Below are 13,329 nucleotides of genomic sequence, written 5' to 3' on the forward strand. Positions count from 1 at the left end.
GCAGGAAGGCGGCAAGCGATAGAGTCCCGATGAGTTGACGGGAGTCAATGATTCGGGTGAAAGAGCGTAGCCAACGCACATGCGGCTTGAAGTATGACGGGTATAACCCGCGGTAGGTTATTGAAGGAGTTGTTGAACGTGCATGCCAGTACCCAAAATGAAGAGAAGAACCGGACATCCCACGTTGGCTTGATCTTTATCCTCGGTTTGTTATCGATGCTGATGCCTTTGGCAATTGATATGTATCTGCCGAGTATGCCGATTATTGCACAGGAGTTTGGCGTAGAGAGTGGTGCGGTGCAGATGACTCTAAGCGCCTATGTGCTGGGGTTTGCCATCGGACAAATGTTCTATGGGCCAATGGCTGATAGCCTCGGGCGCAAGCCGGTTATCTTTTGGGGTACGCTAATATTTGCGCTCGCGGGTATGGCTTGTGCCATGGCGCAATCAATCGAACAACTGATTAACTTGCGTTTCCTGCATGGTTTGTCTGCCGCCGCCGCGAGTGTGGTGATTAATGCATTGATGCGCGATATGTTCACTAAAGATGACTTCTCTCGCATGATGTCTTTTGTAGTGTTGGTTATGACCATCGCACCCTTGCTGGCACCGATTATCGGTGGTGCATTGTTGGTATGGTTTAGCTGGCACGCCATCTTCTGGACCATGGCGGGTGCTGCATTGGTCGGCGCGATTTTGGTTGCACTGTTTATTAAAGAAAGCTTGCCGCGAGAGAAACGGCAACGATTCCATTTGCGCACCACTATTGGCAATTTTGCCACGTTATTCCGCCATAAGCGGGTACTGAGCTATATGTTAGCGAGCGGTTTCTCTTTTGCTGGGATGTTCTCATTCCTCAGTGCCGGTCCCTTTGTTTATATCGATTTAAACGGCGTTTCTCCACAAAACTTTGGCTATTATTTTGCGCTGAATATTGTCTTCTTGTTCTTGATGACCTTGATTAATAGCCGCAATGTACGCCGCTTCGGAGCGCTTAAAATGTTCCGATTTGGCATGCTAGTGCAATTTGTTATGGGGATCTGGTTGCTGGTGGTTTGCGCCACTGGGATGGGGTTCTGGGCGTTGGTATTGGGTGTAGCGGCTTATGTCGGTTGCATCGCCATGATCACCTCGAATGCGATGGCGGTTATTTTGGATGATTTCCCACATATGGCCGGTACTGCGTCTTCTCTGGCAGGGACCCTACGCTTTGGTATTGGTGCGGTGGTAGGAACGCTGTTGTCGATGGCGCCATCCCGCAGTGCCTGGCCAATGGTAAGCTCAATGGCATTTTGTATAATTGTGGCCATGTTGTTGTATCTTTATGCCAGTCGCCCACATAAGGATGCGGTGAAATAACTATCGTCGTAATAACTATCGCCGTAATCCTTATCAAGGCTAAGTTGCTGGGGCTTATCAGTTAATGGTTATTGCAAGAAGGTGAGGGGGCGTCTTAGGGCGTTCCCTTCACTGACATTATTTATCCTCAATGTACTCATTATTTATTTATTCAATTATTTTCCTCGTCGACTCATTTATTCCCGTCAATATCGCCCGAATTGCCACTTAAAAATGCGCGGTTCTTGCGTTCAATCAATATAATAAGCATGCATATCATTATTTATTGCATAGTTATGATTGGCACCATATTGTTAACTTTTTGAGCGAACATATAAAAAATCGCAAATTGTTATTGAAGCGTTTTTATCAGATATTTCTGTCAGTCGAATAGTTACGTATGTTAGTAAATTTATATATTTATCAATTGATTAATTTCATTTTGAGCTATAGAGATAACATGTGATTGTTCATCAAATGTAAAAATTTCGCGAGCAATAAGTAATGGGTTTGCAAGAAAAATGGTTGAGATGGTCGCCATAAAGGTATAAATATAACGAAAAATGGGATCTAAATCTCAAACCGGTGGTTTCAGTCTGGATATGCAGGGCTGACACACGATTAAAAAAACAACACAAAAATGGCTTTGTTGGTTTTAAGTTTCTAAATTGTTATCAATGTTGTGTTTTGATGAGGGGTGAATCAGGCACAATGCCAACTTAGCGGCTATAACTTTAGTGAGTGTGAGTCATTGTGGTGCTTTTGTAATTTTTGAATTTTTATTTTTACTAGGAAAAACACGTGAATAATATCCAACTTTCGGTAGTACATCGTCTGCCGCAAAGTTACCGTTGGTTATCAGGTTTTATCGGGGTCAAAGTTGAACCGATACCACTGACGGCGATAGACGATAGCAATAATGATCTTATGGGGCTGAAGTTACTCAGCCACGATGGCAGCCATGCGCAGATTATCATGCAGCGGCTCCACCTCTCTCTACAAGAGATACAAGTGGATTCCGCGATAGTCGAATGGGAAGGCGAGCCTTGTCTATTTGTTCACACTCAGGATGAGAGTGCTACTATGTGTCGCCTGAAAGATGTCGGTGTCGCCATTGCCGAAACCCTGACCGCCTTGTACCCCTTCTAATTAGCTATTGCGCGTTGGTCGGTGTCATGGCGCTTGGGTATGCCCCGCACCAGACCTCAATCTGACGTATCCGCAAATTGTAGCAACTGCTGTGTATACTGCTGTTGGGGCGCGGCAAATATGGCCTGACAGTCACCTTGTTCTACTACCTCGCCTTGTCTTAATACAATCACCTGATGGCAGAGTGATCGCACTACCTGTAAGTCATGACTGATAAACAGATAGCTGAGCTGATAACGCTGCTGAAGGGATTTCAGCAAAGCCAGAATTTGGGCCTGTACCGACTTATCCAATGAAGAGGTCGGTTCATCAAGAATCAGTAACTGCGGTTGCAAGATCAACGCACGGGCAATGGCAATGCGCTGGCGCTGGCCACCAGAAAACTCGGTTGGATAACGATAACGGGTGACCGGATCTAATCCCACTTCTTCCATCGCTTTAATCACCCGTTGTTCACGATGTACCGCACTGAGTCTTTGATGAACTTCCAGCCCTTCGGCGATTATCTGCTGCACATTCAGGCGTGGGTTTAGCGCTGAGTAGGGATCCTGGAATACCACCTGAATTCGGCTGCGATAGGGCAGCATCTGTTTAGGGGTAAACTTGTGTAATGGCTGCCCGCTAAACCAAATCTCACCTTTTGAGGGTAACAAGCGCAGCAATGCCAGCCCTGAGGTGCTTTTCCCTGAGCCTGATTCACCCACCAAACCAAGGCTCTCACCGGGATTCAGGGTGAAATTAAGATCGTGCAAAGCATAATGGTAATCAACGGTACGTCGTAATAAACCACGTTTAATAGGAAACGCCACCTGTAGACCTTTTACTTCAAGCAGGGGTTTTAGACCCGGCGTGAGGGGCAGTGGGTCACCTTGTGGTTCGGCGTCTAATAATTGGCGGGTGTAGGGGTGCTGTGGGGTACTAAACAGCGCCTGACGGCTATTCTGCTCCACCTTGCGGCCTTCGCGCATCACTGCCACGTTATCTGCCAACCGGCGCACGATATTCAGGTTATGGGTGATAAATAGCAAGCTCATGCCCATCTCTTGCTTTAACTCTTTCAGCAAACTCAAAATCTGGGCTTGCACCGAAACATCCAGCGCAGTGGTAGGTTCATCGGCAATCAGTAATTTAGGTTGGGTCAATACCGCCATCGCAATCATCACCCGCTGGCGTTCTCCGCCGGAAAGTTGATGAGGGAAATCGCCCAAACGCCCTTTGGCATTACGAATACCCACCCGGTCGAGACATTGAATAATCTCAACTCTGGCCGCCTCCCGGCGCATACCGCGGTGCAGTGACAACACTTCTGCCAACTGTTTTTCAATGGTATGCAGTGGGTTGAGTGACACCATAGGTTCTTGGAAAATCATTGAAATCTGATTGCCGCGCACTTTTCGCAGCGTCGGTTCATCGGCATGCAGCAGAGATTGCCCGGCAAACAGAATATCACCGCCCGGGTAGACCACCGGTGGTGAAGGCAGTAAACGCAATATTGATAACGCGGTGACACTCTTGCCCGAACCCGATTCCCCGACCAGTGCCAGTGTCTCACCAGCATTGATTTGCAATGACAGCTCGCTGACCACCTCGCGATCAATATTCGCCTGGCGAAATGCAACACTGAGATTTTGAATATCCAGAAGTGGTGAAGTCGCCATATCAGTACACCTTACTTGGGTCAAAGGCGTCACGTACTGCTTCGCCGATAAAGATCAACAGAGATAACAGCACTGCCAATACCAGGAATGCGGTGATGCCAAGCCAGGGAGCCTGAAGGTTATTTTTACCTTCTAATAACAGACCGCCTAATGACGGTGACCCCATCGGCAGGCCAAAACCGAGAAAATCCAGTGAGGTTAGTGTGGTTATCGAACCGCACAGGATAAAGGGCAGGAAGGTTAGTGTTGCCACCATGGCATTGGGCAACATATGGCGCGACATAATGACTCGATCACCTACTCCCATAGCTCGTGCTGCACGGATATAGTCATAATTTCGGGTACGTAGAAATTCTGCTCGCACCACACCCACTAATCCCATCCAGCCAAACAGCACGGTGATGGCTAACAGCCACCAGAAGTTGGGTTGGACGATGCTGGACAGTAGAATCACTAAAAATAGTGTCGGCATCCCCGACCACACCTCGATAAATCGTTGCCCCCACAAGTCAATTTTGCCGCCGTAATAACCTTGTACCGCGCCAGCACAGATACCAATTACGCTGGAGAACAGGGTTAATGTCAGGCCGAATAACAGCGAGATACGGAAACCATAGATGACTTTGGCTAAGACATCGCCGCCAGTACTGTCGGTGCCCAGCAAGTTGGTCCGGCTAGGTGGCGAAGGGAAAGGGACATCAGTCGCAAAATTGATGGTGTTATTGCTAAAACGTATGGGTGCCCAGATGGCCCAGCCATTGTCATTAATCCGGCTAATCACATAAGGGTCTTGATAATCTGCCGCCGTGGTTAAAATCCCACCAAAAGTGGATTCGCTGTAATTAACCATAAAAGGCATATAAATTCGGCCCTGATAGTTCACCAGCAGCGGTTTGTCATTGGCGATCAGTTCGGCAAACAGACTGATAATAAACAGTGTCAGGAAGATCCACAGTGACCAGTAGCCACGGCGATTATTGCGAAAACGCGCCCAGCGGGCCTGATTAATAGCACTTAGCCGTATCATTATTGGCGGCCCTCAAAATCAATCCGTGGATCAACCAGGGTGTAGGTGATATCACTGAGGATATTCAGCAGTAAACCAATCAGGGTGAAAATATAAAGAGTGCCAAACATCACTGGGTAATCACGCTGCAAAGTGGCGTCATAACCCAATAGCCCTAAACCATTAAGTGAAAACATCACTTCAATCAACAGCGACCCGGTGAAAAACATGCTGATAAAGGTGGCAGGGAAGCCAGCGATAACCAACAACATGGCGTTGCGAAAGACATGGCGATACAGAATTTTTTCTTCGGGTAACCCTTTAGCGCGCGCAGTCACCACATATTGCTTGCGGATTTCGTCAAGGAACGAGTTCTTGGTCAGCATCGTCAGCGTGGCGAAGCCGCCAATGACGGTAGCCAATACCGGTAAAGTGATATGCCACAAATAGTCGGTTATTTTGCCGTACCACGGCAGGGTATCAAAGTTACTGGAAACCAGCCCCCGTAGTGGGAATAGATCGAAATAACTGCCGCCGGAAAACAACACCACCAGTAAAATCGCAAACAGAAACGAAGGAATGGCATACCCGATTATAATGAGAGTACTGCTCCAGGTATCAAAAGCTGATCCATTGCGCACCGCCTTTTTAATGCCTAATGGAATAGAAACCAGATAAATAATCAGCGTGCTCCATAGCCCAAGTGAAATAGAGACCGGCAGGCTATGTTTCACTAACGACATTACCGATTCACCCCGGAACAGGCTGTCGCCAAAATCAAAGCGGACATAGCTCCATAGCATATCGAAATAGCGCTGGTGCAGCGGCTTGTCAAAACCAAAGCGTTGTTTGATTTCGGCAATAACTTCTGGGTCTAACCCGCGTGAACCGCGATAGTTGCTATCACCCACTTGTGCCGCATTGAGGCCGACTTTAGCCCCCCCCAGCCCACCATCACCGCCACCGGCGGTAAATCCACTGGAGTGACCCAATTCAATATTGGCAATCGCCTGATCAACTGGCCCACCCGGTGCAATTTGCACAATAAAAAAGTTGATGGTAATGATTGCCCACAGCGTGGGAATAACCAGCAATAGTCGCCGTAATAGATATCCACCCACAGCAGCCCCCTAGTGACGTTCTGTTGGCAGACGAGCTGCCTTGTTGACATCAAACCACCAGCTATCAAACCCAAGCGAATAGGTGGGGCGGTCTGCCGGCATCGAGAATTTATCCCAATAGGCAAAGCGGGCATGGTTGGAGTACCACATCGGAATCATCAGATAGTTCCAGGTCAATACCCTATCAAGTGCCCGGCCAAGGGACTGTAATGCCTCTGGCTGATCCTGATGTTTGATAATCTCTGCGATCAATTGGTCAATAGCCGGATCTTTAATCCCGGAGGAGTTATAACTGGAATCGATATAAGCCGAGCTCCACCAAATTTGCAGATTTGGGCTAGGGTAGGGGAAGGCACTGTAAACCGTCGGGATCATATCGTAATCCCGACTGCGCAGGCGGTTAACAAACTGGGAGCTGTCAACCTCGCGGATATTCATGGTAATGCCCAAACGCTGCAAATTATGTTTAAACGGTTGAACATATTGGAAGTTACTGCCACTGAGTAACAGCAATTCAAAAACAAAAGGCTTACCGGTTTTGCTGTTAACCAATTGCTGATTTTTCACTTCCCAGCCTGCTTCGCTGAGCAATTCCCGTGCTTTTAACAGATTATCCCGTGAGTCGCCGCTGCCATCAGTTTGTGGCGGCTGATAAATCTGTGTGAACACCTCTGGTGGTACTTTGCCCTTCAACGGACCCAGCCAAGCCAGTTCGGCACTATCTGGATAACCTTTTGCCGCATATTCAGTATTTTGGAAGAAACTATTGGTGCGTTGATAACTATTGAAATAGAAGGCTTTATTCATCCAGTCAAAGTCAAAAGCTAACGTCAGTGCCTGGCGAACTCGTCGATCGCTAAAAATCGGGCGCTGAACGTTAAATGCCAGCCATCGGGTATTTTGTGCTGAGTTGTCGACAATATCCTGCTTGGCGATATAATTTTTCGCAAAATTACCCCCGACATATTGTGTCGCCCAACTCTTCGGTGAGGTTTCCTCACGGAAATCGAATGCACCGGCTTTAAAGGCTTCCAATGCGACTTTATCATCCAGATAGTAGTCGTAGCGGATGGTATCAAAATTATATTGGCCACGGTTAACCGGCAGATTGGCTGCCCAGTAATCTCTCACCCGTTCATAGGTAATAAACTGGCCCATCTTATATTTGCCGATGCGATAAGGGCCGCTGCCAACGGGGGGCTTGCTCAGCGGATCACTCAGTTTATGGTTTTGCCAGAAATGAGCAGGCATCACCGGTAAGCCAAACAAACCTAACATTTTATCTTTATTCGGTTCCGGGAATTCAAAACGCACTGTCAGCCGGGAAATGGCTTTTACCTGTACGCCTTTATAAATAATGCGAAATTGTGGCACACCTTCGGTCATAAATTTATTGAAGGTGAAGGCGACATCCTGTGCGGTAATAGGGGTGTTATCATGAAAACGGGCACGTGGATTTATATCAACTTCAATCCAGTGTAAGTCAGGCGCAAAACGTGCGGACTCGGCAATTAATGGATAGTAGCTGCCAATCTCATCGTCTGAGGTACCAAATAGTGAGTCATACAGCCGTTCAGTGCGTATCGCCGGGTTACCGCGCAATGCATAACGGTTAAAGTTATCAAAGGTACCAATGGCCGATAGCGTGATATCCCCACCCTTCGGGGCGGCTGGATTGACGTAATCAAAATGGCTGAAATCGGATGAATACTTAGGTTCACCCAGTATGGCAAAAGAGACGCCTTCTTTGATGGTTTCAGCCTGTAGGCCAAAACTCAGGGCTGAAAGTACCAAGGCAGCAAATAGGCGTGGCAACATATTGGCGGTAAGCTCCTGCGTTTCATTCTGATAATAATAATCTTAAACGAAATTACCAGTTTGCAGGGGATTAAAGCAAACATTAAGCCAAATAACTTACTCGAATCAGCTCATTCGAGCTGTGTATGCGCAGTCAGGCCGCAACGTCAATTACTTTGAATATGTTTTTTTGTTACTATTTTTTATTATAAAATATGACGAGATCTTTAACAGATAATGGTTTGCTGAGTAAGTAACCTTGTAAGTAGTTTACGCCATGATGTGCCAAATACTGGAGCTGTTGCTCTGTTTCAACACCTTCAGCGACGGTTTCAATATTGAGTTTATTTGCCAGCATCAGTACTGCGTCTAATACCGGTGCTGCTACGGTATTAATGCCGATGGTGCTGACAAAACCACGATCAATTTTAATATAATCTAAAGTAAAACGTTCTAAATAGATCAGGGCGCTATGACCGGTACCAAAATCATCGACAGCAATTTGTATCCCCTGAGAACGCAGCCAGGCAAATTGTTTAATAGCGAGCTCTTCTTCAACCATACCACGCTCGGTAATCTCGAATACTGGTGCCAAGATATCCGTATTTAATTGCTTTAACATCTGAGAAACATCTTTGCGGAAGTTATCATCAGCAAGATGGACAGGGGAAATATTAAAGGCCAGTTTAGTCCCAGCCGGAAGGTGGTCTGCTATTAATTCACTGTCTTTGATGATTAACTCAAATAGATGCCGGGTTAATGGCTGAATCAGATGTTGAGCTTCCGCATAGGGAATAAAAAGATCCGGGGATATACGCCCTTCAATAGGATGTTCCCAACGAATAAGCGCTTCAAGGCCAGATAATGAACGATCATGTGAACGAAATACTGGTTGATATTCAACGAAGAATTCGCCGCGTCGAATACCGCGCAAAATTTCAGCTTCAGCACTCTGGCTGGCAATTAAAATATAATAAGCAAGGATTCCAACCAGACCGGCAAGTAATAGCCCTCCTAATAGGGTCATGCGAATGTCATCAGCTGTCAGGCTAGTATGATAAATCAATATTTTAATCGGGTAGCCCGGTAGCTGGATCTCACGCGAGGCGCGTGCCGGTAGCTGGCTGATAGGTAAGACTTTAGAGTCAAAAGTCGTTACCGCTAATTCATCAATAATAATGGCTAAGCCGTTGACTTGATTATCTGAATAATTCAGCAATAAATAAGGGTGTAAGGTTAATTCTAATGTCGCCAATACACCGGTATTGCCGCGCCCAGCTTCACGCAACCACACCCCGACCGCAGGTTTACTGGGCATCATGGGGGTGCCTTGCTGAATTTTAAAGTCCAACGGCTGATGTAAGTTTATTTTAGGATATAGCGCACTGACAGCGACTTGCATATCACCTGTTGCTGAAGAGCAATAAGCGATACTGTCTCTAACCAATAAAAATGCTCTGACACCATTAGTAAATGCAGCCCGATAGTGGAGTGCCGGGCTGGCTTGCTCACAACTTTTGTCACTTAGCGGGATAAGTTGAGACATAGTGGTAGTCAGTTCATTTAGAAACTGGGAGGCGTAGGAGATAATATGATCACTTTGTGTTGTTAATTTACGTTCACTACTGCGATAAAGTAATGACAAAGTAATAATGACAAAGCAAATAAAAAAACAGAGTGCGAGGATGACACTTTTTTTTACAAGATGGCGTCTGGATAAAATATTGCGGGAGAACGCACTGTTTGAACCCATGTTACGCCGCTCCTCAGCATGATCGATAAAGTGTTATGAGTATAAGTTAAGTTAGCAACGCAACGCTACCAGTTTGCCAATGCGCAGGGTTAACAGTAATTAGCCTATCCAATTGAATCTCTATTCAATATAAATAAAAGATGCGGTTTAAATGCATCAAATAACTGAAACAAGCAGCGTTCATTTATACCGATATATTTTTGGCAATATGCTTCGATAAAACAAATCCCCAGCTTATTAACACGACCTATATAATTTTATAAGGATAAATCGTTGGTAGAGATCTCTGATCGCCAGAAAAGTCTCAGCTAAGCGGGAATTATCTTACACAGAAAATTCTTGGATTTCGCGCCCTCCAGCCAAAAAAGGAGGTTTCCTACAAATTGACCGGAAATTGGGCTGGTAGCGGAAGGATAAGGAGGTATGTTCAGACAATAAAAAACGCTGCCAATGGCAGCGTTTTACAGTTTCGTTTGGTATCTCGGACAACAGGAATAAAAATCAGCTAACTGCGCGAACCGCTACTTAGGACACGACGGCCATCGCGATAACGCTTATTCCAATAATCTTCATTTAGGCTCGATATCGTCACACCGACACTGGTCGATGCATGCACAAATTTATCGTTACCTAAGTAGATACCTACATGGCGGCCAGTCGAACCTGCACGGAACAGCACCAAATCACCGGGGCGCAATTTAGTTCGTTGGATTGTTTTGCCAAGATCCTGCTGCTCAGAGGTTGAGCGTGGCAAATCCATACCAAATTGTTCACGGAAAGTGGTTTGTACAAATGCGGAGCAATCAATACCGCGTTTGCTGCTACCGCCTAAACGATAACGAACCCCTTTCCACCCTGCATACTGTTCTAAAATCTTCGACTTGACGTCAACGTTGCGTACCATCGCTTCGAATTCATCCTGAGAGGCTTGCAGTAAAAGCCCATCTTTGTCATTAACTGCACGCATCTCAGTTTGCGCATTATGTAAGTTCGAAGTCTGTGATGAACTACACGCGGATAACATTACCGCTGCTGCAACCGCAGGAATTACCCGCAGAATATATCTCATAATAGGTTGAGACTTGACCATTGTTGTTGTTTTCCCTTGCTGTCCTTACGACGGATGTCGCTACCAAAAAAACCAAACGAATCGAGATTATTGATTGAGATCCGATTAGACAATCACTTAACTGAATAACTGTGCTAGAACGCACAATATTAATCATGCAAGAGGCGAATGACCCAAATCCGAACACAAACGTTTTCGAGATTACCGTAATGATTAATAAAAGGCGAGACCTTTTACATCCATTATTATAGCTAAAGGTTATGTAACATAATGTAAAATTTCAGATTAAAAGTGGATAGCTGGATTTGTAGCCGTTTGGTAACAATAAATGAAGGAAAAGGTTAAGGTGAGAGAAAGGCAAAAAATGAACTTTTTTGCCTTAATATAAAGCCAATAACGCTATTGGCTTTTTGCCCCTGGTAGATTCCGGTTAATCACATCAATTATCTTGTCACTTAATGGCGTCAGCAATACCCAGCTTATCCCAACCAGCACTATCGACAGTGAGCCGACCGCAATGTCAGTAAACCAATGCGCGCCAATCATCACCCGTGGCATTGAAAAAATAACGACGATCAGTAGGGCGATGGCAAAAGCACCGCGGGAAAAATAGCGCAGCATAAAGCAGGCAAAGATCATCAGCATCATGCCATGGTCGCCAGGGAAACTATCACTGGAGGCATCTTTGGTTGGAATACCGGTTAATTCACTGACGCGATTTATATTTTCAAACGTCAGTGTCGGGCTGGGATGCGAAACAGGCAGCAGATGACCTAGTTGATTGAGGACCACCGCAGTTAATAGCATAACAAACCCGGTGACTATCAGGCGGCGGCGACCCGCGGGTGTTTCCTTCATATAGAAGTACAAATAAAGCAGCCCCATAGATATTAGGGAAATAACATCAAAAATCCGGTTGTTGGTGATAGCCACCCAATGCAGAAATGACGTGCTGGACAGCAGGTGTTGGTTAAAATAGAAGAATATTGCCGAGTCTATTTTAAACCAAATGCCATGGTGCGCCGGGATATACCAAGATAAGAACAAAGCAATCCCAAGAAAATTGAGCAGTAGTATTGTCGGTAAATTACGCCGAGTCATGCGGGGCCTATAAATTATCAATGTATGAATTGTGTAACAAATAAAAATCGAGGTATATCATACCCCTTTATGTAGTCTGATAGTCAGTAATTGATGCTGTAGCATGTTCCAATCCGCTTCAGAGGCACTAATCAGCTCAATTCGGCTGTCCAGTGGTGCTATTTGACGTGTTTCTATTTGCAAGTCAGCACCTTGCCGGTTAACCACCAAAGTGCCTTCGGCAATACGCATAACACCTTTGACCCGCTCCACTGGATTTAACCGTATCCATTCCAACAATGGAACCGTATCAAACACTGTCTCAGCATTAAATACCCAACCACAGCTCTGATAACCTTGCCCCTGATTCAGCGCTCGCCGCCAAGGCTCGATCCCTTTTAAACGGAGTGCCGCCAAGCCTTTTTGTCGCCCTGAACCGTGGTGATGGGTACCGTCAGGCAATTCATTATTATTACTGTGTGGGATATCAAGCAGGGCCGCATCTACCTTTCCTTGTTCTGCATAATAAAGTGGACGTGGCATGGATTGGCGGTCATGCCATTGCTGCAATGCACTGTAGTCCTGTGAGGTGTAGGTATCCTGCTTATTTGCCACGATGATATCTGCGGCCGCCAGTTGGTCGCGGAAGTTCTCATTTTCGGTATAACGCGGTTCACTTAACTGGCGGGCATCGACCAGACAGAGGGTGGCACGCAGGTCAATCCAGGGTTGGTAAATATCGGAGGTTAATAAAGACAAGATCTGTTTTGGATGGCCCAATCCAGTCGGTTCGATTAATAACCGATCCGGTTTTGCCTGCTGTAGCAGCATATTCAAACCCACTTGCATCGGTAACCCATTAACACAACACATGCACCCGCCCGGTATTTCTTTTAATACCGCACCGCTGTCTGCTAATAGCGCACCATCAATACCAATCTCACCAAATTCATTAACCAGTACCGCCCATTTTTCATTTTGCGGTTTTTGTGACAATAAATGGCGAATGGTGGTGGTCTTACCGCACCCCAAAAAGCCAGTAATCAAGTTCGTTTTTGTCATCAGAGGCCTCCTACCGTAAATTTATTTTCAATAACCTCTCAAGAAAAGGCTCATGGGTGTCGATGTTATCAGAAGAGGATATAACACCAGCCAAGCTTATTATTAAACGAAAAAGGCTAAAAGGCAGACAATTTCCTAGGTATGTTAGGAACCTCGCCTAATAGCGTTGCAAGACTAAGCAATATAATTCACTTCTACGAGGAATCTTAGTGAGTTATAAACGGAGTCGGGCAATAAAAAATGCTCGCTCATTCCCATCGCTCTGGCTGGAATCCTCTATCATTTAAAATGACAGA

General features: G+C 45.9%; 10 protein-coding genes. 2 read left to right on the plus strand and 8 right to left on the minus strand.

The genetic code is table 11. The features are described 5' to 3' along the window. The first annotated feature begins 138 nt into the window (after positions 1-138). The gene (locus V1953_RS07175; RefSeq protein ID WP_083158350.1) at positions 139-1,359 is read left to right on the plus strand and encodes a Bcr/CflA family multidrug efflux MFS transporter; all 1,221 of its coding nucleotides are present in this window, start codon (positions 139-141) and stop codon (positions 1,357-1,359) included. Between the two features lie 780 nt (positions 1,360-2,139). Further along, positions 2,140-2,487, plus strand: coding sequence for a YejG family protein (locus V1953_RS07180; RefSeq protein ID WP_083158351.1), 348 nt, complete (start codon positions 2,140-2,142; stop codon positions 2,485-2,487). Positions 2,488-2,543: 56 nt separating this feature from the next. Here V1953_RS07180 and yejF read toward each other — a convergent pair whose 3' ends face one another. The 8 genes from yejF to V1953_RS07220 all read right to left on the minus strand — a co-directional run bounded on the left by yejF (position 2,544) and on the right by V1953_RS07220 (position 13,033). Next, on the minus strand, positions 2,544-4,145 hold the full coding sequence (gene yejF, locus V1953_RS07185) for a microcin C ABC transporter ATP-binding protein YejF (protein WP_372559398.1): 1,602 nt from the start codon (positions 4,143-4,145) through the stop codon (positions 2,544-2,546). Position 4,146: 1 nt separating this feature from the next. Next, complete coding sequence (locus V1953_RS07190) at positions 4,147-5,172, minus strand: ABC transporter permease (protein WP_442847701.1); 1,026 nt, start codon at positions 5,170-5,172, stop codon at positions 4,147-4,149. Next, the gene (locus tag V1953_RS07195; RefSeq protein WP_083158354.1) at positions 5,172-6,272 is read right to left on the minus strand and encodes a microcin C ABC transporter permease YejB; all 1,101 of its coding nucleotides are present in this window, start codon (positions 6,270-6,272) and stop codon (positions 5,172-5,174) included. Before V1953_RS07195 ends, V1953_RS07190 begins: the two co-directional genes overlap by 1 nt. 9 nt (positions 6,273-6,281) lie before the next feature. After that, the gene (locus V1953_RS07200; protein ID WP_372569348.1) at positions 6,282-8,090 is read right to left on the minus strand and encodes an extracellular solute-binding protein; all 1,809 of its coding nucleotides are present in this window, start codon (positions 8,088-8,090) and stop codon (positions 6,282-6,284) included. A gap of 175 nt (positions 8,091-8,265) precedes the next feature. Further along, positions 8,266-9,822 (minus strand): cyclic di-GMP phosphodiesterase, encoded by a 1,557-nt coding sequence (locus V1953_RS07205; RefSeq protein ID WP_083158356.1) that lies wholly within the window; start codon positions 9,820-9,822, stop codon positions 8,266-8,268. A 505-nt stretch (positions 9,823-10,327) separates the two neighbouring features. Next, the gene (gene mepS, locus V1953_RS07210; RefSeq protein WP_083158357.1) at positions 10,328-10,912 is read right to left on the minus strand and encodes a bifunctional murein DD-endopeptidase/murein LD-carboxypeptidase; all 585 of its coding nucleotides are present in this window, start codon (positions 10,910-10,912) and stop codon (positions 10,328-10,330) included. 378 nt (positions 10,913-11,290) lie between these two features. Further along, positions 11,291-11,992: a phosphatase PAP2 family protein gene (locus V1953_RS07215; RefSeq protein WP_083158358.1), complete on the minus strand. Its 702-nt coding sequence runs from the start codon at positions 11,990-11,992 to the stop codon at positions 11,291-11,293. 57 nt (positions 11,993-12,049) lie between these two features. Continuing rightward, entirely contained in the window at positions 12,050-13,033 is a 984-nt protein-coding gene (locus V1953_RS07220; RefSeq protein ID WP_083158359.1) for a CobW family GTP-binding protein, read from the minus strand. Between the last annotated feature and the right edge of the window lie 296 nt (positions 13,034-13,329).

The sequence above is a fragment of the Yersinia sp. 2541 StPb PI genome (assembly GCF_052217145.1).
GTDB lineage: Bacteria > Pseudomonadota > Gammaproteobacteria > Enterobacterales > Enterobacteriaceae > Yersinia > Yersinia enterocolitica_E.